Consider the following 23,717-nt stretch of genomic DNA (forward strand, 5'->3'; position numbering starts at 1 on the left):
GTCAGGCGGCTTCCGTGGGCGCCAGCTTTTCGCACAACAGTCCCGCCAAACCACGAATGGTGCCAACGGCGCTGACGTCGCCGGGACTTATGCGTACTCCCGTTTCGCTTTCGATACGGGTACGCAGTTCGAGGGCGCCCAGCGAGTCAACGCCGTACTCTGAGAGCGGCCGGTCTGGATCGACCTTGCGATGCAGGATCAAGCTGACCTGGTCGGAGATCAGGTGCCGCAGCCGGGAGGGCCACTCATCCACGGGCAGCTCGTTGAGCTCGGCACGCAGTTTGATTGTGCCCGTTGGGTTTTGCCCGTTAGAGCGGAACGCTTCGGCGAAGGGGCTGCGTTGCGCGAAGGCGGTTAACCACGCAGTGTCCATCGTCGCGTAGCCGGTGTAGGCGCGGTCGTGGCGCAGCAACGCTTCAAACGCGTAAGCGCCGTCGTCGGGAGCGATAGCAGCAACGTAGGCGACGTAGGCGTCCTCCGTCACGGCGGTAATGCGTCCGATCTCGGCCCAGATTCCCCACGCGATCGCGGTCGCCGGCAGACCCTGAGCCCGGCGCCACCGGGTGAAGGCGTCCAGCCAGCCGTTGGCCGCGGCGTAGGCACCCTCTCCGCCCAAGCCCACCAGCGCGGCCGCCGAAGTAAACACGCAGAACCAATCCAGTTGCTCGGCAGCCGTGGCCTGATGCAAATTCCAGGCACCGTAAACCTTTGGTGCCCAGTCATGTTCGATGAGCTCATCGGTGATGTTGGTCAGTGTGGCGGCCTCGAACGCCCCCGCCGCATGAAGCACACCGCGCACCGGCAGCCCGGTGGCGGTCGCCACTGCCACCAACCGCTGAGCCGTACCGGCTTCGGCGATATCGCCGCACTCCACCACGACGTCGGCACCGACCGCACGGATACGCTCGATCGTCTCCAGCGCCTCGAGCGTTGGCTGCGAACGCGAGGACAGCACGATACGCCCGCAACCGGCGGCGGCCATCTTCTCCGCCAAGAATAGCCCCAGGCCCCCCAGGCCGCCGGTGATGATGTAGGCGCCGTCGCGGCGGAAGACCGGGGCTTGTGCCGGCGGCACGATCACCCGGCTGCGACCGGTGTGCGGGACGTCCAGCACGAGTTTGCCGGTGTGCTGGGCACCGCTCATCAGCCGAATGGCGGTGGCGGCGTCGGCAAGCGGGTAGTGTGTGCTCCCCGGCATCGGCAGCGAGCCGTCTGCGGTGAGCTGGTAGACCGTGTTCAACAAGTCTTGGAGCCGGTCGGGATGGCTGTACGACAGCAACCCTAGGTCCACGCCGTAGAAGGCGAGGTTGCGCCGGAACGGGAAAAGCCCCAACCGGGTGTCGGCATAGATGTCGCGTTTGCCGATCTCGACGAATCGTCCACCAAGCGCGAGCAATTCGAGACCCGCGCGCTGAGCGGCGCCGATAGCCGAGTTGAGCACGATGTCGACGCCGTACCCTTCGGTGTCACGGCGTATCAGGTCGGCGAACTCGACGCTGCGCGAGTCGTAGACATGTTCGATGCCCATGTCGCGCAGCAATTGCCGACGCTGTTCATTGCCCGCGGTGGCGAAGATTTCGGCACCCGCGGCATGTGCGATGGCGATCGCTGCCTGGCCGACCCCACCGGTCGCGGAATGGATCAACACCTTGTCGCCGCTCTTGATGCGGGCCAGCTCGTGTAGGCCGTACCACGCGGTGGCGTGTGCGGTGGTGACCGCCGCGGCCTGCTCGTCGGAAAGTCCAGCCGGCAGGGTGACCGCCAGGCGCGCGTCGCAGGTGATGAACGTGCCCCAACTGCCGTCGGCGCATAGGCCCCCGACACGATCGCCCACCTTGTGGTCGGTCACGTCCGGTCCGACCGCGGTTACCACTCCGGCGAAATCTGTCCCCAGTTGTGGTAGTCGCCCCTCGAAGGCGGGATAACGGCCGAACGCGACCAGCACGTCGGCGAAGTTGATGCTGGACGCGCTGACGGCGACCTCGATCTGGCCCGGAGCCGGCGGAACCCGTTCGCAGGCAATGAGTTCCATCGACTCCAGATCACCGGGTACGCGTATCTGCAGGCGCATACCGTCGTGCTCATGGTCGGCGACGATAGTTTTCCGCTCCTCGGGGCGCAGGGGAGTGGGGCACAACCGCGCGGTGTACCACGCTCCGCTTCGCCACGCGGTCTCGTCCTCTTCGGACCCGCTGAGCAGTTGCCGCGCCAGTTGTTCGGCGTCCGTGTCGGGGTCCACATCGATCTGGGTGGCACGCAAGTGCGGATGTTCGGCGCCGATCACCCGTATCAAACCCCGCAATCCGGCCTGCTCCAGATTGGCCACGTCACCGGCTACTACAGTCTGGACGTTTTGCGTCACGACGTATAGGCGCGGGAACTCGCCTGGAACGTCCGTCAATTCGCGCGTGATACGCACCAGATGTTGCACATGCTCGCAGCCCAGTAGCGGGGACTGGTCGTCGGCGTCACGGGTTTTCGGTCCCGTGAGGATCACCACACTGGTGAACCCACCGGCACGCAGATGATTTCCGAGCTGTTCCACGTTCGAGGTGTGGTCGGTGTGCTGCGGCCAGGACATGGTGGTGCAGTGCGCGCCATGGTTTTTCAAAACGTCGCTCAACGTGGCGGCCAGCACATCCGCGGTGTTGGTGGTGCTGATCAACAGCCAGGCGCCGGCGTCGGCGTGGTCCGCCTCTGGCAATTCTCGTTGCTGCCATTCGATGGTCACCAGCCGCTCGTTCAGTACACGATCTTTGCGGGCGTTCTCGGAGACTCCGGTGCCCAATCGCAACCCCTGTACGGCGAGCAGGACGGCCCCGTGTTCGTCGAGCATGTCGATGTCGGCCTCGATGCCGGAAGTGCCGACTTTGGTCACCCGGGTGTAGCAGTAGTGGGTGTTGCGGGTCGAACTGTACGCGCGTAGCCGCCGGACACCCAGCGGCAACGCCAGTACGTCCCCGCCGAGGGCCTGAACCTCCGGATGAGCTGCAACGGACTGAAAACAGACATCAAGCAGTGCCGGGTGCACGCCGTAAGCATCTTGTTGCGAGCGGATTTGGCGGGGTAAGGCGACCTCGGCCAGCACGGTGCCGGTTGCCTCCTCGCCGGTGTGCAGAGCGCCGAGACCGGTGAATGCCGGACCGTACTGAATACCACGCAGGTCCATGCGCTCGCGCACTTCAGCGCCATCCTCGCGACGCGGATGGGCGGCAAGTAGCGCGGACATGTCCTGGGCGGGAGGCTGGTCATCCTCTGCGGCATGAAGAACTGCACTGGCTTGCCGCGCTTGTTCACCCCCCTGATTGGTCTCCACGGTGAAGTCGGCGACGCCCGGCGATGACAACGACGCCGAGGCGCCGACCGTGGTCTGCTCATCCAGCAGCAGGGCCTGCTCGAAGCGGATGTCCCGAACCTCGGAGGCCTCGCCCAACACGACGTGCGCGGCCGTCAGCGCCATCTCGCAGTAAGCCGCCCCCGGAAGCACCGCCACATTGCGGATCCGGTGGTCGGCAAGCCAGGGCTGGGCGGCGGTGCCGACCTCGCCTTGCCAGACGTGGCGTTCCGGTTCCTCCTGCAAGCGCACATGCGGGCCCAACAGCGGATGCGCTGAGACGGTGCACCCGCCATGTGTTGGGGATTCCTGGCTGCCGCCGCTCAACCACAGCCGACGGTGCGTCCAGCTCGGTAGCGGCGCATCCACCAGCCGCCCGTTCGGGTAGAGCACGGAGAAGTCGACCGCGGCGCCCGCATTGTGCAGATCCGCCATAAATTCACGCAGTCCGTGCGGCAGCGCTTGTCCGCGGCGCATACCGGCCAGGGCGGCCAGCGGCATGTCCAGACTGCGGGCGGTTTGCTCGAGAGCGTGGGTAAGCAGCGGGTGCGGCGCCAACTCGGCAAAGACCCGGTAGCCGTCCTCCAAAGCGGCCTGCACCGCCGTGGCGAACCGCACCATGCGGCGCATGTTGTCCGCCCAATAGCGGCCATCGCACACCGGTTGCTCGCGTGGGTCAAACAGGGTCGACGAGTAGTAGGGAATTTCCGGCGTCATCGGGTTGAGCTCTGCGAGGGCTTCCTTCAGGTCGCCGAGGATCGGATCGACTTGAGGCGAATGAAAGGCGACATCGGTGGGGACCTCGCGGGCCATCACGTCACGCTGCTCCCAGGCCGCGACCAGATCGCGAACCGTCTGGGCGGCACCGGCAATCACCGTGGACTGCGGCGAGGCCACGGTCGCCACCACGACGTCGGTGATGCCGCGGGCCGTCAGCTCCGAAAGGATTTGCTGAGCAGGCAATTCCACCGATGCCGTAGCACCGGCGCCGGCGATGCGCGACATCAGCCGCGAGCGGCGGCAGATAACACGCAGCCCGTCTTCCAGCGACAGCGCGCCCGCGACGACAGCTGCTGCGGCCTCACCGAGGGAGTGCCCGATGACCGCGGCCGGACGCACCCCGTATGCCATCATGGTGGCGGCCAGGGCGACCTGCATGGTGAACAGCGTCGGCTGGACCTGGTCTTGATCCGTCACGATCTGCGGCGCCGACATCGCGTCGGTCACCGAGAACCCGGACTCGCGGGCGATCACCGGTTCCGCCTCCGCGACGGTCGCTGCGAACACGGGTTCGGTGGCGAGCAAGTCTGCGCCCATCGCCGCCCACTGCGAACCCTGCCCGGAGAACACCCACACCGGTCCCCGGTCGTCTTGGCCGACCGCCGCCTGATACGGAGTGTCGTCGTCGGCGACCTCACGTAAGGCCTCGGTGAGCTCTTGTCGGCTGCTCGCAAAGACGGTGGTGCGTACCGGGCGGTGCGCGCGCCGACGCGCCAGGGTGTAGGCCAGATCCGGCAATTCGACGTCATCATGTGCCTGCACCCAGTCGGCCAGTCGGCCGGCGGTGCGGCGCAGCTCATCGGCCGACGTGGATGAGACCGGGAACACCAGTGGTGCCGTCATCGCCGCTTCGGCTGAGATACGCTCGGGCGCAGCGGCTTCGGGAGCCCGTTCTGGTGCTTGTTCCACGATGGCATGCACGTTGGTTCCTGACACCCCATACGACGACACCGCCGCGCGGCGTGGATGCTGGCTATGTGTGGGCCACTCTGTGAGCTCTTGCGGCACAAAGAGTTTCGTGTCAATTCGGGCAAGCTCATCGGGTAGGTGGGTGAAATGCAGATTCCGCGGAACCACACCGTGCTGCAACGCGAGGATGGCCTTCATCAGCCCGAGAGTTCCGGAGGCCGCCTGGGCATGGCCGAAGTTGGTCTTCACCGACGCCAGTGCGCAGGGGCCCTCGACGCCGTATATCTTGGCCAGGCTGGCGTATTCGATGGGGTCACCCACCGGAGTGCCGGTGCCGTGCGCCTCGACCATGCCGACCGTGCCGGGATCGACGTCGGCCGCGGTCAACGCCGTCCGGTACACCGCGGCCTGCGCGGTCGGTGACGGTGTCGCAATGTTCGGGGTATGACCGTCCTGGTTGGCGGCTGTGCTGCGGACCACCGCCAGGATCCGATCACCATCCCTTAGCGCGTCGGGCAACCGCTTGAGCAGCATTACAACGCAACCCTCCGACGACACGAACCCGTCGGCCGCGGCATCGAAGGCATGGCAGCGTCCGGTCGGCGACAGCATCCCCTCCGCTGATCCCGCAGCGAACTTCCGCGGGTCCAACGCCACCGTGGCGCCGCCGGCCAGGGCAAGGTCGCTTTCGCGCTCGTGCAGGCTGCGACAGGCCAGGTGCACCGCAGTCAGGCCGGAAGAACATGCGGTGTCCACCGTCAGCGCGGGACCATGGAGTCCCAGGGCGTAGGCCACCCGTCCGGACGCCAGGCTGAAGTTGTTGCCGGCAAACCCGTAGGGTCCCTCGACGGTGTGCGCATCGGCGGCCAGCAGCTGGTAGTCGGCGTGAGTCAAGCCCACGAATACGCCGGTCAGCGAGTCGGCCAATGTCTCCCGGGTGAGACCGGCATGCTCCATGGCCTCCCAGGAGGTTTCCAGCAACAAGCGGTGCTGCGGGTCGATCGCACCGGCCTCGCGCTCGTTGATCGCGAAGAACTCCGAATCGAAGCCGGCTACGTCGTCCAGGAATGAGCCCCACTTCGACACCGACCGACCCGGCACCCCGGGCTCGGGGTCGTAGTATTCGTCGGCATTCCAGCGGTCGGATGGAACCTCGGTGACCAGGTCATCGCCGCGCAGCAACGCCTCCCACAGCTGCTCCGGGGAGTCGATACCTCCGGGAAGCCGGCAAGCCATGCCGATGACAGCAACCGGGGTGACAGGTGTGGCGCCGGCCGGGGACGAAGAAGAAGCCGAAGCCGAGCGCTGCACCCGACCATCGATCCCCCGGGATGTAGTCATTCCCCCTCCTACCAGCAACGACTAAGTAGCGTTGCCGCCAGCCTGACTCGAGGTGTCACACCTCCTCGACTAATGAGGGTACCTATGTCTGCGCCAATTGAGGCGTTGTCCGTAGCAGGAGTTCTCATGCAGGTCAGCGGCGCACGTACCAGGGGCGATGATATTTAGCACTTGCGAAACATATCGCTAATCGATGGGGACCGTTACCCGATCGTGATGGATTGCCTCGGTCAGCACGGTGGGGGCGAGCGACGGTCAAAGTGATCTGTTTGTCCGGACGGCCGCTGACAGCGGCCAACTTAGCTGTTCCGGAGATACGGCGGCGATACGGTAACGTCAAGCAGGTGACTGAGACGTCCGTTCTGGCTTTGCTGTGCGACCGTGCCAGCCTGCAGCCAGACGACACGGCGTTCACCTTCATCGATTACGACCAGGACTGGGCCGGGGTTGCGGAAAGCCTGACCTGGTCGCAGCTGTATCGCCGGATGCGCAATGTCGCAGAGGTGCTTCGACGCGGCGGGTCGCCCGGCGACCGCGCTGTGATATTGGCGCCGCAGGGGCTTGACTACATCGTTGCGTTTTTCGGCGCATTGCAGGCGGGGCAGATCGCGGTACCGCTTGCGGTTCCGCTGGGTGGCGTCAGCGATGAGCGTGTTAATTCGGTGCTGCATGATGCGTCGCCGTCGGTCATTCTTACGACGTCCGCTGTCGTGGACAAAGTCACCGAGTATGTCGGGCAGCCCGGGGAATCCGCTCGATCGGTCGTCGAGGTCGATCTGCTGGACCCGGACTCGCGGCAAGGATCCAGTGCCGGGGCACCCGATAGCCCGAGCACGGCGTATTTGCAATACACGTCCGGGTCGACCCGTCAACCGGCGGGTGTCATGATGTCGCACAGAAACCTTCTGGCCAATTTCGGACAGTTGATGTCCGACTACTTTGCGGATTACGGAGGAATTCCCCCGGCAGACGGCACTCTTGTGTCCTGGCTGCCCTTCTATCACGACATGGGCTTGTTTCTGGGGGTGTGCGCGCCGATCATGGCGGGAGTTCAGGCTGTGCTCACGAGTCCGGTGGCGTTTCTGCAGCGGCCGGTCCGGTGGATGCACCTGCTGGCAAGCAATAGTCACGCGTTCTCAGCAGCACCGAACTTCGCCTTCGAATTAGCGGTGCGAAAAACGTCAGACGAAGATATGGCCGGCCATGACCTTGGGGGGGTGCTGGGCATCCTCAGCGGAGCCGAACGGGTGCACCCTGCGACGCTGCGACGCTTTACCCAGCGGTTCGCCCGCTTCAATCTGGGCGACTCGGTGATACGACCATCGTATGGGCTCGCGGAGGCAACGGTGTTTGTGGCGACCCGCGCACTGGGTCAACCACCGGCTATCGTGCGCTTTGAATCCGAGAAGCTGACCGCCGGCAGGGCGCAGCGCTGCGAAAGCGCAGGTGGTACAGCGCTGGTCAGCTACGGGAGTCCGCGGTCCCCGTCGGTCCGCATCGTTGATCCCGAGACATGTACCGAGTGTCCGGCGGGAAGCGTCGGGGAGATCTGGGTGCACGGCGACAACGTCGCCATGGGCTATTGGGGAAAACCCCGCGAGACCGAAAATACATTCGCTGGACGGCTAGCGGCTCCGTCGGCCGGCACCCCGGAGGGGCCATGGCTGAGAACGGGAGATCTGGGCTTCTTCTTCGATGACGAGCTGTTCATCATCGGCCGCATCAAGGATCTTTTGATCGTCTACGGGCGTAACCACTCTCCCGATGACATCGAGGCGACGGTCCAGGAGATCAGCGGCGGTCGGTGCGCGGCGATAGCGGTTCCCGACCAGGGCACGGAAAAGCTTGTTGTGATCATCGAAGCCAAAAAGCGTGGCGGTTCTGACGAGGAGGCAGCAGACAAGCTCGCCGGTATCAAGCGTGAAGTCACCTCGGCGATCTCGAACTCGCACGGCCTTAGCGTCGCAGATCTGGTTCTGGTGCCGCCCGGTTCGATACCGATCACCACAAGCGGCAAAGTCAGGCGGGCGACCTGCGTCGAGCAGTACCGACACGATCAATTCACCCGCGTCGACGCTTAGGCGCCACCGCCCGGACGTAGGACTACCCACCGCGAGCTTGGATCATCGCCGACCGGTTGACTTTGGTTGCGGCGGTGCGGGGGATCTGCTCGACGAATTCGACCGTCTTGGGAACCTTGTACGGGGCAAGCCGGCTCTTCGCGTACTGGATCACCTGCCCCTCGCTCAGCGGTTTCGCAGTGTCGTCAAGTTGCACCACGGCGTGCACCCGGCGCCCCCACTGCGGGTCAGCGAGCCCGATGACGACGACGTCGGCGATCGCGTGATGTTCGGCCAGCGCGGACTCTACTTCTGCCGGAAAGACATTGGCGCCACCGGTGATGATCATGTCGGCACGGCGATCGGCAACGTAGAGATAACCGTCCGCATCCAGGTGTCCTATATCGCCGGCCGACCGGAACCCGTCGGGTGTCGCTGGCAACGGCGGCGCCCCGCCCAGATAGCGATATCCGGCGCTCATCGGCGCGCGCAGGTAGATCTCGCCGCGCTCGCCCGGCCCGAGCGGATTGCCCTGTGGGTCGAGAATCCGGATCTCGGTGTCGCGGAAACCGCGTCCGACGCTGCCGGGATGGGCCAGCCATTCGTCGCCGCGCAGCGCGGTCAACCCGAGGTTCTCGGTCATACCGTAGGCCATCAGCACTTGTTCCGGACTGAGCAGGTCGAACCAGGTGTGCAGCAGCGCGGGTGGCATCACCGCGGCGCCCTGCAGGATCCACATCACGCTGGAGAAATTGCGCCGGCGGATGTCGGGTAATGCGGCGATGCGCCCAAGCATCGTCGGTGTGGCGGTGAAGTTGGTGATCCGATACCGCTCGATGACATCGACAAACACTGCGGCGTCGAACTTTTCGAGCACCACCAACCGATCGCCGCCCAATAGATTGTTGAAGGTGGCGAATCCGTTGGTGTGATAGATCGGCGCCGGCACCAGAATCGTCTGGGGCTGCGGAACCGGTGTCCACTGGGCCATGAACGGCACGCTGTGCTCGGGTGTCCAGAGCGCCTGCGCGAGGCTGAGGATCACTTTGGGCAGGCCGGTTGAGCCACTGCTGCATATCCCGTTGACCATAGGCGAAACCACAAGGGGCAGCACGCTGTCCGACTGACTTGCGGCACTGGCGGCCAGTTCGGATCGGTGCTCCTCGTCGAGGACGACGACGGGGTCGATCACCTCGAGCACCCGGTTCCGTTCCCAGTCCGGCAGATCCCAGCGCATCGGGACCGGAACGGCACCTATCTTCCAGCACCCCAACGCAGCCAAGACCAGATGTTCGGAATTGGGAACCGCCAGCGCGACACGCGAACCCAGCTCAGCACCGGCTGCGGCCAGTGCGCGGCCCCATTGGTTTGCCCGGGCGTCGAGTTCGGCAAAGGTCAGCGAATGCGTGCTGGCATCCGGCGCCACGGCGACGACGGCGAGTTCGTCACCGTATTCGCGAGCCAGCTCCTGCAGCCGCACGCCGAACGGGACACCGCCGTCGTCCCGCCCGACGGGTACTCCGGCTGCGATCGATCCGGCGCGGCTCACGCCGGCTCAGTAACCGAGAACAGTGTCTGCAGATGTCCGCTTCGCACGTCGGGCATCAACCGCTGTGCGAGCACTTCGGAGCTGACCGGCAGCCGGATGAGCGGTTGGGTGTGCCGGTCGAGCACGCTGACGTCGGACTCGTCGCAAAAGCCGAGTGCACCGAGCAGCTGGTGCGAGGTTCGCAATACCTGCCGGGCGGTGTCGGCGGCCTTGAGCCGCAGAACCAGCGTATCCGCCGAATGGACTTGCGCCGCTGTGGAGTTGAGTCGCCAGATGGTGTACTTCGCGAGCTCGTCAAGTCCGCGCACAGCGACCGCCGCATCGGCGATCGCGAAGCGGACAGCCTGAAAGTCGGCCAGCGGCTTGCCGAATTGTATCCGGGCGCTGACGTGCTCTGCGGCGATCGTCAGTAACTGCTGCACGGCGCCCAGGATTCGCCACGATCCCAGCGCCAGGTGCACGTCGACGTCGGCGGTGGGCACGGTGCCGTCGGGTCCGGTCACGGTGGCCGGCACCAGAAACGGCCCGAGCTTGGCGTTGGTTCGCGACAACGGCCGTGGGTGGTAGCGCATGCCGTCGAGGTCGGCGGCGATCCACCCGCCGGGCAGGTCGCCGTGATCGATCCGCGGTGCGGCCGGATTGACCAGGGCCAGTCGGACGCCGTTGATGGCCGTCAACTCTTCGACAACCGGATAAGGCAACGCCGCGGCGCCGGCGGCCTGGCAGAGCACCGCGGCTGCCAGCAGATCGTCTGGCCCCGAACGCACCTCGAGGTCGAACGCACCGAGGTCGCTCAGCGCACGTCGGGCCTCGCCACGGATGCTGTCGTCGGTTTCGGCGCGCAACGCGGCCTGCGGCCCGCCGAATCTGGCGAACCGCTTGGCCGCGACGGCCGCGAACTCGGCGATGTCTTCCGGCAGAGCGGTGTTCACCGGTGTTCTCCCAAGACGTCTCGTGCGACGAGCACGCGCTGTACCTCGATGGTTCCAGACGCCACGGTGGCGGCCTGAGCGTAACGCCAATGGTCTTCGGCTGCCCCGTGCAGCCGCGCAGCGGAGCCGCTGTCCAGTGCCGACGGGCCGAGAGCATCGAACAGCAGCTCGGCGACCTGCTGATCGCAGGTGGTGGTTGCGATGCGCGCGGCGCTGGCCGCGGCGCCCGCTGACGGGTCGTCCTGCAGCGACACCGCCCGGTAGGCCAGCAGCCGGGCGACCCGCAAGTCGACCAGGGCCCGCACCCAGCGGGCGCGGATCGACTCGGGCAACTGGTCCCAGTCGTCGCCGAGCTCGGTCTGCATCCGCATCAGCAGCGATTCGCAGCGCGCATACCGGGCGATCCCGACCCGCTCGAACGCGAGGGCTTCACGCATGACCCGCCAGCCGTCCCCGACCTCGCCGAGCACATCGTCGCGAAACACCCGGACCTCGTCGAGGAAAACCTCGTTGAGATGGTGCGGCCCCAACATCGACCGGATCGGGCGCACGGTGATACCGGGTCGATCCATCGGCACGAGAAAAAGCGTGAGCCGCTTGGGTTTCGGAGCATCCGGATCGGTGCAGGCGGCCAGTACACACCACGATGCCATCTGCGCGTAGGATGTCCAGACCTTCTGGCCGGTGACGCGCCAGCCGTCGCCGTCGGATACGGCGCGGGTGCGCAGCGACGCGAGATCGGTTCCGGCTTCCGGTTCGGAAAAGCCTTGGCACCAAATCACTTCACCGGCGGCGATAGCGGACAAATGACGGGCTTTCTGTTCGGCTGTCCCGTGGCGCATCACCGCCGGCCCCACCCAGTTGATACCCATGTATTGCGCACCGCGGGGCTCATGGTGGGCCCACATCTCCTCGCGCAGCACGGTCTGCTGCCAGATCGAACCGCCACCGCCACCGTGCTCTTTCGGCCAGGCCAATGCCAGCAGTCCGTCGGAAGCCAGCAATTTGCAGAACGACTCGGTGGTGGCCAGATCACGCGGGTCGTCGGTGCAGGCTCCCAAGAAGCCGTCGGGGATATGCGCGGAAATCAGCTCGCGCAAGCGCTGTCTGAGATCGGCGGCGTCGGGGCCGAGGTCGTAATCCATCGTCATTCCTTCGGAAGTCCGAGCAGCCGCTCGGCGATGATGTTGCGCTGGATTTCGGACGTCCCACCGTAAATGGTCGCGGCCAGGGCATCCTGACGTTCGAACAGCAGGTCCGGATCGCCGATCGACCCCGGTCCGGCCGCGGCGGCGCTCAACTCCCAAACCCGTTGCAGGGTGACCGAACCGAGAAGTTTGAGGATGTCGGCTTCCGGGCTCGGCCGGTTGGCGAGTTCGTTGTGCAGTGCCCGGTACCCGGTGGCCCGCAGCGACTCGGCGTCGGCGAGCAGTGAACCGAGTTCGGTGAAGACGTCGTCGCCTTCGGCGCCTCCTTGCGCGAGCGTGCGTGTTTGTACAGTTCCACTCGGCGTGTCGACGCGCAAACACGCACCCTCGCGGACACTTTCCAGGCCGCGTCGGATCTCAACCCAGTTCATGATCCAAATCATCTGGCGCTCGTGCTGCAGCGACGCCAATGCCACCTGCCACCCGCCGTTGCACGGACCCAACAGATTGGCCACCGGCACCTCGACGTCGTCGAGCAAGACCTCGCAGAACGTCTCATCGGACACCGACGCCATGCGGATGGGTTCGATGTGCACCCCGGATGAGTGCAGATCAAGGATGAGGCAGGAGATGCCGCGGTGTTTCGGCGCGGCCGGATCGGTGCGCGCATACAGCGTGCACCACCGCGACAGGTGTGCCTGGGTGGTCCAGATTTTCCTTCCGTTGACTCGGTATACGTCGCCGTGGCGCTCCGCACGGGTACGAAGTCCGGCAAAATCGGATCCGGCCTCCGGCTCGGACATGCCCAGCGCCCACCACTCGTCGCCGCGCAGCAGCGGCACCAGCAGTCGGTCGATCTGCTCCGGGGTGCCGAATTGGCGAATCGCGGGCGCGGCGACGTTGGGGCCGGCGATGTTGGGCAGCTTGGGCGCCGACCGCAGCGCGGCCTGCAGCCGGATCTCCATCGCTGCCCGCAGGTCCAGCGAGCGCCCGCCGTGCTCGCGCGACCAGGTCGGCTGCAGCCAACCGGCCTCGAACGCCGCCCGCTGATAGTCGCGGCGCAGCGTCAGATCCCAGCGGTACTCGCGATAGTGCTCGGTGTAGTCGTTCGGCAGGAAATCCGTTAACCAGCCGGCGAACTCGGCGACCACGTCAGTCATGCTGCACCTCCGGCGACGCGGCGGCCGACGGCGTGGTAGAGCGCGCGGCTGTCGCCCAGCGCCGCCGCGCTTTGCCACGCGCGCCGCAGATACAGATGGATGTCGTGCTCCCAGGTCTGCGCGATGGCACCGTGCACCTGAACCGCGGTGCGCGAGCAGTTGACCGCGGCGTCGCCCGCGGCCGCCTTGGCCAGCGCGGCAGCGGTCCAGCCGGCGGCGGGCGTGGTGGCGGGATCATCGAGGCGGGCGGCCGCCGCGTAGGTGAGGCTGCGGGCACGTTCGAGGCCGACGTAGTTGTCGGCCAGGGCGTGCTTGACGCCCTGGAAGGCGCCGATCGGTTTGCCGAACTGCCGGCGTGCTTTCGCATGCTCGACGGAGCGGGCCAGGGCAGCGCTGGCCACGCCGACCAAATCTGCGGCGGCGGCCATCAGCGGCGACGCCAACGCGGATTCGACGTCAACCGGCGCGGTGACCACCGGCGTCGTGTCGATCTCGACGTCGGCGACCGGCTGGGCGGGATTGATGCACTCGACCGGTTCCACGGTGACGCCGTCGCCGGTGCGTGCGGCCGCGACGACGACTCCGCCGTCACACGCGGCCAGCGTGACGACCAGTTCCGCGCGGGCGAGGTCGGCAACGGCGACCGCCCGTCCACGCAGCCGGCCATGTCGCAGCGTCATCGGAACCCCGGGCAGCCTTGCCGCGGGCGAATGGACGGCCAGCGCGGCGACGACACCACCGCCGATGTCGCGCAGCACATCGTCGACGGCCGATCCGGCGGCACGCAGCACACCCGCCGCGAGACCGACGCTGGACAGCAACGGGATCGGCGCGATGGCGGCCCCGCACTCTTCGGCCACCACGGCCAGATCGATGGATCCGAAGTCGCCTCTGCCGGGCGTGGCGAGTTCGGCCCAACCCAGGTCGACGACGGTCTTCCACACGGTGCGCCAGCGTTCCGGGTCCGTCATCGCCTGGCGGGCAATGCCGGGTGGGCACTCGGTGCGCAGGACGTCGCGCACGTTGTCGCGCAGCGTCAGCTGCCCGGAATTCAGTCCGGCGTCCATAAGGCTCTAACATAGCAAAAATAGCAAACTAGCTGAACACGCGTCAGTGGCTCCACCGGCGGCGCAGGTGGCTCCGTATGGTGATCTGCTATGGCCGACTGGTATCTGTTCCTGCCACAAGTGCGGTTGCCGATCGCCGACATCGTCGAACGCGCGCGCCACGCCGAGGCCAGCGGCTTCGACGGAATCGCGTTCATCGATCACCTCGAGGCGCCCGGGTTACCCGACGAAAACATCTGGGAGGCAATGGCGGTCGCCACCTGGGTGGCCGCTAAAACCGAACGGTTGCGCATCGGCCATTTGGTGCTCTGCGACGCGTTTCGGCATCCGGCGGTGCTGGCCAAGCAGGCCGTCACACTCTCGGCGGCCTCGCACGGCAGGTTCGAGCTCGGCCTCGGCTCCGGTTCGTGGCCGGCCGAGTTCACCAGATTCGATGTCGGCCAGCAGGATCCGATCGCCAGGGTCGAGCAGCTCGAGCGGCATCTGGATTTGCTCGGACAGTACTGGGGGCGGGGCGAAGATCCCGACCGATGCCAACACCCGCTACCGGAGCATCCGATACCGTTGATCCTCGGCGGCACCGGGCGCCGGACGATGGAACTCGTTCGCCGCTACGCGGATTGGTGGAACGTGCCCGCCAACCACATCGATCGGCTGCCGCGGCTGGCCCCCGCCGCGTCGCCGGCGCGGGTGTCCGTGCAGCAAATGGTGGGTTTCGCGCGCAACGGCACCGACCCGGCCGCGGTACGGGAAGTGAGCACTCGGCGGTTCGGCTACCTGGGTCCGGGCCTGGTCTGCGGCGACGCCGAGGAGTTGATCGGGTATTTCGGCGGCCTGACCGCCCAGGGTGTCGAGCGTTTCTACGTCTGGTTCGCCGACTTCGCTGCTCCGGAATCCCTAAGCGAATTCGGTGAGTCGGTGATCAACGCCGTTTCGGCCCTGCCCGGCGGCGGGCCTCGGTAGGCACCACCGGTTCGCGGGCGAACGGACCCCGGCGCACCGCGTTCAGCCGAATTTCCGGCAGATCCACCGACGGGTCGACGGTGTCGAGCCACGCGACGGCCTCGGCGACATCGGCGACCTGAATCGCATACATCTCGAACGGAACATCCTGCAGCATCTCGGTTTCCACCGGTCCCGGTGTGACGATGTGAACACTGATGCCGTCCCGGTCGACTTCGAGCGCCAGTGCCCGGGCGAACGCGTTCATCCCGGCCTTGGACGCGGAGTAGGCGGTGCGGGCCATCATCGGCTCGTGGGCCGCCGACGAGGAGATGAACACCAGCCGCGAGCCGGCCCGCATCCGCGGCAGCACGGCGGCGGTCACCACGAAGCAGGAGTCCAGGTTGGCCGAGATAATCGCCTGCCACTGCTCGAAGGTCTGCTTGCGCGCGTAGGTGCCGCCCAGTGTTCCGGCCGCATGCACCAGCAGGTCGATCGTCCCCAGCGGGCGGATCGCGTGTTCGAAGCCGACCGGATCGGCGGCGTCGGCCACGATGTAACGTGCACCGATCTCCTCGGCGGCCGCCCGCAGCGGGGCATCACGTCGCGCCGACAACACCACGTCGTAGCCACTTCCGCACAGCTTGGCGGCGCAGGCTTTGCCGATTCCGCCGCTACCGCCGGTGACCAGTGCGGTTCGCGCGGACGCCTCAGAGATGGCGGCTCTCCCGCGGGCGGGACAGAGCCTGGGGCGAGAGCGCATAAATCCGTTGATCGTTCCGACCGGACAGCACATGGGTCTGGGTGTCGGCGACGTGCCGCGCAGCGATGCGACGGGCCCGGTCGACATCGCCCGCTTCGATCGACTCCGTCAGTTTGACGTGCGTGTTGAGCACGGCGCGGCGCTTGGCCAGCGACGGATAGGTTCCCCGCGCAGCGCTCTCGTCGGCCCACTGCTGCTCATGGCTGGTCCACAGCGTCTCCAGGCTGCCGACCACCGCGAGCATGGTGTGGTTTCCGCAGCCGCGAACCAGGAGATTGTGGAACTGGCGACCGATTTCGGTGAATTGGCCGCCGTCGTCGAGATGGGTGGCCATCGCGTCGTTGACTTGCTTCAGTTCGGGCACCAAGGTGTCGGCCCGGTCGGGCCGTTGGGCGGCCAATGCCGCGCATACCGGTTCGAGCTCACGTAGCGCCGCACCCAGGTCGGCGAGACCGACGTTCTCGCTCTGCAGCAGCAGGCCCAGCATGTACGCGGCGCTGGTTTTCGCCGGCGCGTGCACGACGGCACCGCCCCGGTTGCCGCGCCGCACCGACACGAGACCCTCAGTCTCCAAAATCCGCAGCGCTTCGCGCAGCGAGACCAGGCTGACGTTGAACTGCTCGACGAGCACCTCCTGGCGCGGCAGCAGGTCACCGTCCGTCAATTCGCCGTCGATGATCTGGCGTCGCAACTCGTCGGCGACGATCTCGGCGATCCTGGGCGCCGACAACCGGCGTCGGGCCTCAGGGCCAATTCCCAGCGCTGTCATACGATTCCAAGAGCGAAAGATCGGACAGAGCACGCAGCCGCTACCCCGCGAACTCCATTGGATGCAATCTTAGCAGTAATGGCACAATAGCCACGTGAACGAGGTGCCGGACCGCCGACCGACACCGCTGCACGACGTGCGTGTCGTCGAGATCAGTAATCGGATTGCCGGCAGCTACTGCGGGAAGCTGCTGATCGACGCCGGCGCGGATGTCCGGAAAATCGAACCGCCCCAAGGCGATCCGCTGCGGCGATTCAGCGCCAGCCGCTCGCAACTGCCGGACGGGACGGATTCGCCGCTGTTCGGCTACCTCAACGCCGGCAAGCGCAGCCTGATGCTGTCACCGGCCGACGAGCGCTACCGCAGTGAGCTCGCGGGCGCCGACATCGTGGTGCTGACCGCCACCCGGTCGCAGGCGAACGAGCTGGGTATCGATCCGCAGAGTTTGCTGGCCGAGTGTCCGCAAGCCGTTGTGGTCACCATTTCCGACTTCGGGTGGAGCGGCCCCTACGCCGACCGCGCCGCCAGCGAGTTCACTTTGCAGGCCTGGGCCGGGTCGACCGGCTTCCGCGGCGATCCGGCCGGACCGCCGATCGCGATCGGCGGTGACCTGGGGGAGTACCTGGGCGGGGTGTTCGCCGCGTTCGGTGCGCTGGCGGTGCGCCGCCGGGTCGAGCATGGCGGACCCGGTGAGCACCTCGACCTGTCGATGCTCGAAGCGATGACGCTGATGCAGAGCGGCGAGTGGCTGCATTCGCAGCTGCTGCGGGTGCCACCGGTCACCCGCACCGTCGAGGTCCCCTCGATCGAAGCGGCCAGGGACGGCTACGTCGGAATCACCATGGTCACCGGCCAACAGTGGCTCGACTTCGCTGCGATGGTGGACCGCCCGGAGCTGACCGAGATTCCCCAGCTGCGTTTCCAGATCGGCCGCTGGGAATACCGCGATTTCATTCGCGAGCGGATCGGGCCGTGGTTGGCCGAGCGCGGCGTCGACGAGATCGTCGAACTCGGACAGCTGTTCCGGTTGCCGATCGCCGCACTGGGCAACGGCTCGACCATCCCTGACATGGCCTACATGGCGCAGCGTGGGGTTTTCGTGCGCAACCCGGCCGGCTTTCATCAGCCGCGCACTCCATGGTTGATGTCGCGGTGCCGACCGGCGTCGGTGCGCGGTGCGCCTGCGCTCGGGGAGGCTAACCATGAATCGCCTTGGCCCAAGCGCGAACCCGGCCCGCGGCAGGCGGATCACGGACTGCCGCTCGACAGTGTCCGCGTCGTCGATCTGACCGCGTTCTGGGCCGGGCCGGCCGCGACGCATCTGCTGGCCGCGTTCGGCGCCGACGTCGTCAAGGTGGAGTCGATCCAGCGTCCGGACGGCATCCGTTACTCGGGCGGGATGCGCACCGACGTCGAGGACTGGTGGGAGTACGGCTGGGTGTTCCACGCGGTGAACACCAACAAGCGTTCGGTGACAATGGATCTCGGGTCCGATGAGGGCCGTCGCCTGTTCACCTCGCTGGTGGCGGGCGCCGACGTCGTGATCGAGAACTTCTCGCCGCGGGTGATGGATCACTTCGGACTGACCGCGGATGCACTGCTGGCGGTCAACCCGCGACTGGTCGTCGCCCGGATGCCGGCATTCGGGCTGGATGGTCCGTGGCGCGACCGGGTCGGTTTCGCGCCCACTATGGAACAAATCGCCGGGCTGGCGTGGGTGACCGGGCTGCCGGAGGGTCCGCCCGTCGCGCCGCGGGGCGCCTGTGATCCGCTGGCCGGCATCCACGCCGCCTTCGCCGTGCTGGCGGCCGTGGAGTTCGCTGAACGCACCGGCGACGGCCAACTCATCGAGTTGCCGATGATCGAAGCGGTGTTGAACGCCACCGCGATTCAGCCGATGGAAGCCGAGGTGTTCGGCGTGACGCTGAGCCGCCAGGGCAACCGTGGGCACGGCTGGGCCCTCCAGAATGTGTACCGTTGCGCCGGCCACGACAATTGGATCGCGGTCACCGTGGGCACCGACGGGCAGTGGCGGGCGCTGGTTGAGCGGATGGGCCGACCGTCCTGGTGCGACGACCCGCGCCTGGCCGCGGTTGCGGGTCGACGAGAGCAGGGCGACGACGTCGATCGCCGGCTGGCCGACTGGTTCGCCGGTCAGGAGCTGAGCTTTGCAGTGGATAGCCTTGCCGCGGCGGGTATTCCCGCCGCGCCGGTCGTGTCGCCGTCGTTGGTGACCGAGAACCCGCAACTGATCGAGCGGGGATTCTTCGAGTTGCTAGACCATCCGCGCACCGGTGTCGGCTGGTATCCGCGTCCGCCGTTCGCCCCGCTGGCCGGGCGGTCCCGTTGGCTGCTGCGCCCTCCGCCGACGCTCGGCGAGCACAATGAAGAGATATTGCGCTCACGGTGTGGACTCACCGAGGCAGACTTCACCCGCCTGGCGTCGGCCGGCGTGATCGGGACGAGACCCAAGGGACTTTGACGCAGCCGAAACGGTGCAACGGCAGACAACCGTCTGTGACGGTTGTCGGGTCGATACGCCCTCTGCACCAACAGAGTTCCGCAAGAACAGCGCCGAGCAGGCGACCGGCCTTAGCCACCGGCCCGACCCCACCAACCCGCCCCAACCACCCAAACGCGGACGACCCGTCAAAACCCGCTGACCAGCACAAACAGAAATTACACCCACATCAACGCAAAGGAGTGCTTAATCTGGCCGTGCTGGGCGGCGACGGTTTCCCAGGCCTTGCTCTTGCCGTTAGGGCGTTTGCGCCGCACCCCGCCAATCACCGCGATCAACAGCTCGTCGGTCAACTGCGCTGCGCAGCCATCGCGGTCGACCCGCACGAGCGCGCCGTCTCCACATACCGGCGCACCGTCTTACGGTCAGTACCCGATAGCCGGGCCACTTCCCGCAACCCTCGACCCTCCAGCCACGGGCGCAGAATCTCCCTGATCTCGATCACAGGCACCTCCCGGTAGCTCATTCGGCCAATACAGCGGCCGAGCGACCGGAAGCCCCGTAGCCACCCTGGGTGGGGGCAAAACAGGTAGCCAGCTAGCCAATCCCACAGACATCCATTACTGAGCTATGTCAGGAGTACCGACCATAGCCTTGTCAAAAATCACTTCCGGGATACATCCGGAATCAGTACTGTGAAAAGCTACCGTGGGCGCTTGCCGATCAATCTGGAGACCGCAGTGGACGTAAGCCGTGCTGGCAGCCTGTTTATCCGCGCAATGGAGCCGATGCTCCATGGCGATGACATGGCACTCGTTGTGAAATTCCGTCACAATTACGATCCCGATCGTTTGTGGGCCTCCTACGATTCTCTAGTGCGGCAAAACCCGGCCTTACAGGTAGTCTTCAGATCCTTTGGTCAATCTTTTTCATGGGTGCCGATCGATTCTGCAGAGCTGAACATCGCTCTCGACCGCCAGCGTGAGCGTTTTTCCCAGTTATTCTCTTTTGAGGAGTTACTTTCGCCCGCTCATGCTCTCATGCCCCCCCTTCCCGTCCGGATTTCGCAGATGGGGGACAGGGAAGTCTGCTTCCAGATGAGTCACGCTTTGTCCAACGGTCGCGGCGCCGTGCAGTGGATTATGTACTGGCTCGCTGCCGCTAACGGTGAATCTGTTCCGGTTAGCCAGACTGCGGGCCGTTTCGATTCCACCGCACCGCTAACCGGAATTGCTCTGCTGCCGTTGTATATCCTCGGCTATTTGGCACAGGCAGGTCTGAAGCAAGCCCGCAAAACAGTCGACCTCACCCACGGCAAGACGCCGATTCCCCACGATAACGGCTATGCGTCCCGGACGTATTCCTTCTCCGAGCCGGAGACCAATCGGATCCTCGCCAAAGCTCGGGCCCTTGACTTCTCGCTTCAGCAGTACATGTGCCTCACGGTCGCGGAAGCAATGCTGTCCGCCCAACCCGAAAAGTCGCGCGTCTCTATTGCGGTCCCCACTGATCTCGCCCGTTATTTGCCCGGTTTGCCTCGCGTTGCGCCCGGCAACTACACCGGCAGCATGGTGGTGCAATTGCGGCGCGGAGTACCACTGCAATCGCAGATCGCCCGTCAATTCGGCTGGTTTCGCCTTGGCATCGATTACTGGCTCGCCCGGCTCGCCGCTGCCCTTTCCCGCAACGAGCAGAGATTCTTAAATAATTTAGTCCGGATTGCGTCGCTTCCCGTCCACCGCCGCGGGCCGTTTCAGAATATTTCCTGCGTGGTGTCGAACGTCGGTGTTGTCGCAACTCCCGCTAACTGGGGAATCGAGTCCAGTTACGGCACCACCAAAACCCAAACTATTTTCTTCACAGTCTGGATATTAAACGGCCGCCTTAGCGCCAACGTCACGTTCGCCCGCGACCTCTACGACCCTGAAGAAGTGTTCCCCGTTGCCGATGCTGCCATGGCAAATCTTGGCCGCTAGCCGCTCGAGGATCGACTTCTGACCATTTGTTCGGGACGTGGAATGGCTGACTTGTGCTGAAGCATCGCGCGGATAGCGGTGTTTCGATGGCAAGATCATTGAAGAGCGCCTGGATGTCGATGCGGATTCGTTCGTCGACGCCGCACCGGGTGGGGTAACGGACCGTCATCCGCCGTCCGTAGCGCCCGCAGGTAGCCAGACCTTGCAGCAACGCGGTTCCGTCACGGAGTGTGACCGGTGGCGCGATCTTTGCTGTGTGTGCGGTGGCGTTGCCAGCAGCAGCTTCTGATTTATGACATCGCGACCGCGGCGAAGTCAGACCCAAAGCATTCCCGATCGACAATCTATTGTCGATGTGGGCCGGATGCGGTCTGGAGTTTCTCCAGCGGGCTAGAGCAGTCCGAGCAGTTGCAAGTCAGTGACGTATTTAATGATGATCGGTGCCGAGACGTGCGGGATATCGTTGTCAGGGCCAATTTTCGCTTCTTGCACCGCAGCACGGAATCGGTTGGTCGGCGCTAAGGACCCGCGGATCGGCTCTGCGGGCTGTAAATGTAAATGATTGGAATTGTGCAACGGCAACGCCCGCAGCGGCGAATGCTGGCGCTGTCGATCCGGCAGGGCATGCAGGGCGGTCTCAAACCGCTGCAACCACTCCCCAAAGTCATCGATGCGCTGGATCGGGTAGCCGGCCTCGATCAGCCAGTCGGCGTACTCGTCGAGCCCGATCCCGTCGTCGTGCGGGTTCATCACGTGGTAGGTCTCGAACCCGTCGACCACCTGGGCACTCAGCGTGGCGATCGCCTCGGCGACGAATTCGACGGGCAGGGCGTCGAAGTGGGCGCGCTGCCGGTTGCCGTCGGCGTCGAGCTGATAGAACGAGCCGGGCGCGATGCCGGTGGCCACCACGCTCAGCACCATCCGGGTGAACAAATCCGACACGTTGAGCTGGCCCACGTATGTGGTGTCGGCCAGGATCATGTCGCAGCGAAACACCGCGACCGGCAGCCCGCACAGGTCGTTGGCCTCGCGCAGCAGCACCTCGCCGGCCCACTTGCTGTTGCCGTAGCCGTTGACGTAGCTGCCGTCGTTGGCGCGGGTGGGGCTGATGACCCGGATGTCGACATCCTCGGTGAACGCCGACGGCTCAATCTGGTCGCCCACGTTGGCAGTCGACACGTAAGCGTAGGGCTTGAGCTTCGTGGTGAGCGCCAACCGGATCAGTTCGGCGGTGCCCACCACGTTGGGCCCGAACAGCTCGCTGTAGGGCAGGACGCCGTTGACCAGGGCTGCGGGATCGACTATCAGATCGACGGTGTCGGCGAGCCGCTGCCAGGTCTGGTCGTCCAGGTCGAGGTTGGGCTCGCTCTTGTCGCCGGCGATAACCTCCAGACGATCGGCGGCCAGTTCCTGGAACCGCCGCAGCAGTTCCGGGTCGCCGCTGTCGAAGGTCTTGGCGAGGCGGCGCCGCGCATCCTCGTCGGACTTTGCCCGCACGAGGCAGATCAGCGTGCCGTCGACCAGGTCCATCCGCTCCAGCCATTCCAGGGCCAGGTACCGCCCAAGGAAACCGGTCACCCCGGTCAGCAGGACCGTCCGCACCTCGGCGCTCGCGCCTGGCAACGTCGGGGCAGCGTCCAGCGTCGTGGTATCGATGAACTTATCCAGTGTGAGATCACCGGCGTGCACCTCGGTAGTGTCGCGGCCGTGCACGGACGCGAAGCTGGGCCCAGTGGCCCCAGGCTTTCGGTCAGCCCCGATGTCGTCGGCGTGGTCTTCCACCGCACTGGCATATCTGCTCAACTGCTGACTCAAGCGTCTCACGGATGGCGCCTCGAACACGGCGCGCACCCCAAGGCCGGCGTCTAGGCTGGTGTTGATGGCGGCGATCAGCCGCATCGCCGACAGGGAATCGCCACCCAGCTCGAAAAACGAGTCGTCGACCCCGACCCGCTCGGTTCCCAGCACCCGGGCGTAAATGGCGGCCAAGACCTCCTCGACCGGGTTGGCCGGGGCGCGGTACCGATCGGTGTCCTGGTATTAGGGTGCCGGCAGGGCCCGGGTGTCGAGTTTGCCGTTGGGTGTCAGCTGCAACCCGTCAAGCGCCACCACCGCGTCCGGCACCATGTAGGCCGGCAGCCGCTCGCCCAGCGCGGCACGCAGCGTGGCCGGGTCGGCTATCCCGGTCACATAACCCACCAGACGCTTATCGCCGGGGCGGTCCTCGCGGGCGATCACCACCGCCTGCTTGACCCCGTCCAGCCCGGCCAGGGCGGCCTGCACCTCGCCGAGCTCGATGCGATACCCGCGGATCTTGACCTGCTCATCGGCGCGCCCCAGATAATCCAGCTGCCCATCAGCGCCCCACCGCACCAGATCCCCGGTGCGATACATCCGCCCCCCCGGCCCCCCAAACGGGCACGCCACAAACCGCGACCCGGTCAACCCCGCCCGCCGCCAATACCCACACCCCAGCCCGGCACCGGCCACATACAACTCCCCGACCACACCCGCCGGCACCGCCCG

General features: G+C 65.9%; 13 protein-coding genes and 1 pseudogene. 4 read left to right on the forward strand and 10 right to left on the reverse strand.

Translation table 11 applies throughout. The features are described 5' to 3' along the window. Position 1: 1 nt before the first annotated feature. Entirely contained in the window at positions 2-6,364 is a 6,363-nt protein-coding gene (gene pks2, locus ACRDTL_RS12495) for a sulfolipid-1 biosynthesis phthioceranic/hydroxyphthioceranic acid synthase (RefSeq protein WP_431507021.1), read from the reverse strand. A gap of 344 nt (positions 6,365-6,708) precedes the next feature. Here pks2 and ACRDTL_RS12500 point away from each other — a divergent pair, with 344 nt between their 5' ends. Next, complete coding sequence (locus ACRDTL_RS12500) at positions 6,709-8,445, forward strand: AMP-binding protein (RefSeq protein ID WP_431507022.1); 1,737 nt, start codon at positions 6,709-6,711, stop codon at positions 8,443-8,445. Positions 8,446-8,467: 22 nt separating this feature from the next. Here ACRDTL_RS12500 and ACRDTL_RS12505 read toward each other — a convergent pair whose 3' ends face one another. Genes ACRDTL_RS12505 through ACRDTL_RS12525 form a run of 5 tightly spaced genes read right to left on the reverse strand, consistent with a single transcriptional unit; the run spans position 8,468 to position 14,280 of the window. Then, on the reverse strand, positions 8,468-9,973 hold the full coding sequence (locus ACRDTL_RS12505; RefSeq protein ID WP_431507023.1) for a class I adenylate-forming enzyme family protein: 1,506 nt from the start codon (positions 9,971-9,973) through the stop codon (positions 8,468-8,470). Continuing rightward, entirely contained in the window at positions 9,970-10,905 is a 936-nt protein-coding gene (locus ACRDTL_RS12510; RefSeq protein ID WP_431507024.1) for an acyl-CoA dehydrogenase family protein, read from the reverse strand. The genes ACRDTL_RS12505 and ACRDTL_RS12510 overlap by 4 nt, the downstream gene beginning before the upstream one ends. Continuing rightward, positions 10,902-12,050, reverse strand: coding sequence for an acyl-CoA dehydrogenase family protein (locus ACRDTL_RS12515; RefSeq protein WP_431507025.1), 1,149 nt, complete (start codon positions 12,048-12,050; stop codon positions 10,902-10,904). The genes ACRDTL_RS12510 and ACRDTL_RS12515 overlap by 4 nt, the downstream gene beginning before the upstream one ends. Before the next feature lie 2 nt (positions 12,051-12,052). Continuing rightward, positions 12,053-13,213, reverse strand: coding sequence for an acyl-CoA dehydrogenase family protein (locus tag ACRDTL_RS12520; RefSeq protein ID WP_431507026.1), 1,161 nt, complete (start codon positions 13,211-13,213; stop codon positions 12,053-12,055). Then, complete coding sequence (locus tag ACRDTL_RS12525) at positions 13,210-14,280, reverse strand: acyl-CoA dehydrogenase family protein (protein ID WP_431507027.1); 1,071 nt, start codon at positions 14,278-14,280, stop codon at positions 13,210-13,212. The genes ACRDTL_RS12520 and ACRDTL_RS12525 overlap by 4 nt, the downstream gene beginning before the upstream one ends. A gap of 90 nt (positions 14,281-14,370) precedes the next feature. Here ACRDTL_RS12525 and ACRDTL_RS12530 point away from each other — a divergent pair, with 90 nt between their 5' ends. Further along, the gene (locus tag ACRDTL_RS12530) at positions 14,371-15,243 is read left to right on the forward strand and encodes an LLM class flavin-dependent oxidoreductase (protein WP_431507028.1); all 873 of its coding nucleotides are present in this window, start codon (positions 14,371-14,373) and stop codon (positions 15,241-15,243) included. On the opposite strand, the gene ACRDTL_RS12535 is transcribed toward ACRDTL_RS12530, so the two are convergent. Then, the gene (locus tag ACRDTL_RS12535) at positions 15,203-15,985 is read right to left on the reverse strand and encodes an SDR family oxidoreductase (protein WP_431507029.1); all 783 of its coding nucleotides are present in this window, start codon (positions 15,983-15,985) and stop codon (positions 15,203-15,205) included. The genes ACRDTL_RS12530 and ACRDTL_RS12535 overlap by 41 nt on opposite strands. After that, a complete protein-coding gene (locus tag ACRDTL_RS12540) occupies positions 15,933-16,754 on the reverse strand; it encodes a FadR/GntR family transcriptional regulator (protein ID WP_431507030.1) in 822 nt (273 codons plus the stop codon). The genes ACRDTL_RS12535 and ACRDTL_RS12540 overlap by 53 nt, the downstream gene beginning before the upstream one ends. Positions 16,755-16,848: 94 nt before the next feature. Here ACRDTL_RS12540 and ACRDTL_RS12545 point away from each other — a divergent pair, with 94 nt between their 5' ends. Then, positions 16,849-19,236, forward strand: coding sequence for a CoA transferase (locus ACRDTL_RS12545; protein ID WP_431507031.1), 2,388 nt, complete (start codon positions 16,849-16,851; stop codon positions 19,234-19,236). A 197-nt stretch (positions 19,237-19,433) separates the two neighbouring features. Here the strand turns inward: ACRDTL_RS12545 and ACRDTL_RS12550 are convergent, their stop codons facing one another. After that, the gene (locus tag ACRDTL_RS12550; protein WP_431507032.1) at positions 19,434-19,601 is read right to left on the reverse strand and encodes a hypothetical protein; all 168 of its coding nucleotides are present in this window, start codon (positions 19,599-19,601) and stop codon (positions 19,434-19,436) included. 330 nt (positions 19,602-19,931) lie between these two features. Between ACRDTL_RS12550 and ACRDTL_RS12555 the strand changes: the two genes are divergently transcribed. Beyond that, the gene (locus ACRDTL_RS12555; RefSeq protein ID WP_431507033.1) at positions 19,932-21,191 is read left to right on the forward strand and encodes a hypothetical protein; all 1,260 of its coding nucleotides are present in this window, start codon (positions 19,932-19,934) and stop codon (positions 21,189-21,191) included. A 390-nt stretch (positions 21,192-21,581) separates the two neighbouring features. Here ACRDTL_RS12555 and ACRDTL_RS12560 read toward each other — a convergent pair. Continuing rightward, positions 21,582-23,717 (reverse strand): annotated as a pseudogene (locus tag ACRDTL_RS12560) (thioester reductase domain-containing protein); the annotation flags it as partial.

This window comes from Mycobacterium sp. (assembly GCF_050700595.1).
Taxonomy (GTDB): domain Bacteria; phylum Actinomycetota; class Actinomycetes; order Mycobacteriales; family Mycobacteriaceae; genus Mycobacterium.

What these genes read in the sequence shown, in the direction of transcription:
- pks2 (WP_431507021.1), bottom strand. Translation starts at nt 6,364, where the DNA reads ATGACTACATCCCGGGGGATCGATGGTCGGGTGCAGCGCTCGGCTTCG.
- ACRDTL_RS12515 (WP_431507025.1), bottom strand. Translation starts at nt 12,050, where the DNA reads ATGGATTACGACCTCGGCCCCGACGCCGCCGATCTCAGACAGCGCTTG.
- ACRDTL_RS12520 (WP_431507026.1), bottom strand. Translation starts at nt 13,213, where the DNA reads ATGACTGACGTGGTCGCCGAGTTCGCCGGCTGGTTAACGGATTTCCTG.
- ACRDTL_RS12525 (WP_431507027.1), bottom strand. Translation starts at nt 14,280, where the DNA reads ATGGACGCCGGACTGAATTCCGGGCAGCTGACGCTGCGCGACAACGTG.
- ACRDTL_RS12530 (WP_431507028.1), top strand. Translation starts at nt 14,371, where the DNA reads ATGGCCGACTGGTATCTGTTCCTGCCACAAGTGCGGTTGCCGATCGCC.
- ACRDTL_RS12535 (WP_431507029.1), bottom strand. Translation starts at nt 15,985, where the DNA reads ATGCGCTCTCGCCCCAGGCTCTGTCCCGCCCGCGGGAGAGCCGCCATC.
- ACRDTL_RS12540 (WP_431507030.1), bottom strand. Translation starts at nt 16,754, where the DNA reads ATGACAGCGCTGGGAATTGGCCCTGAGGCCCGACGCCGGTTGTCGGCG.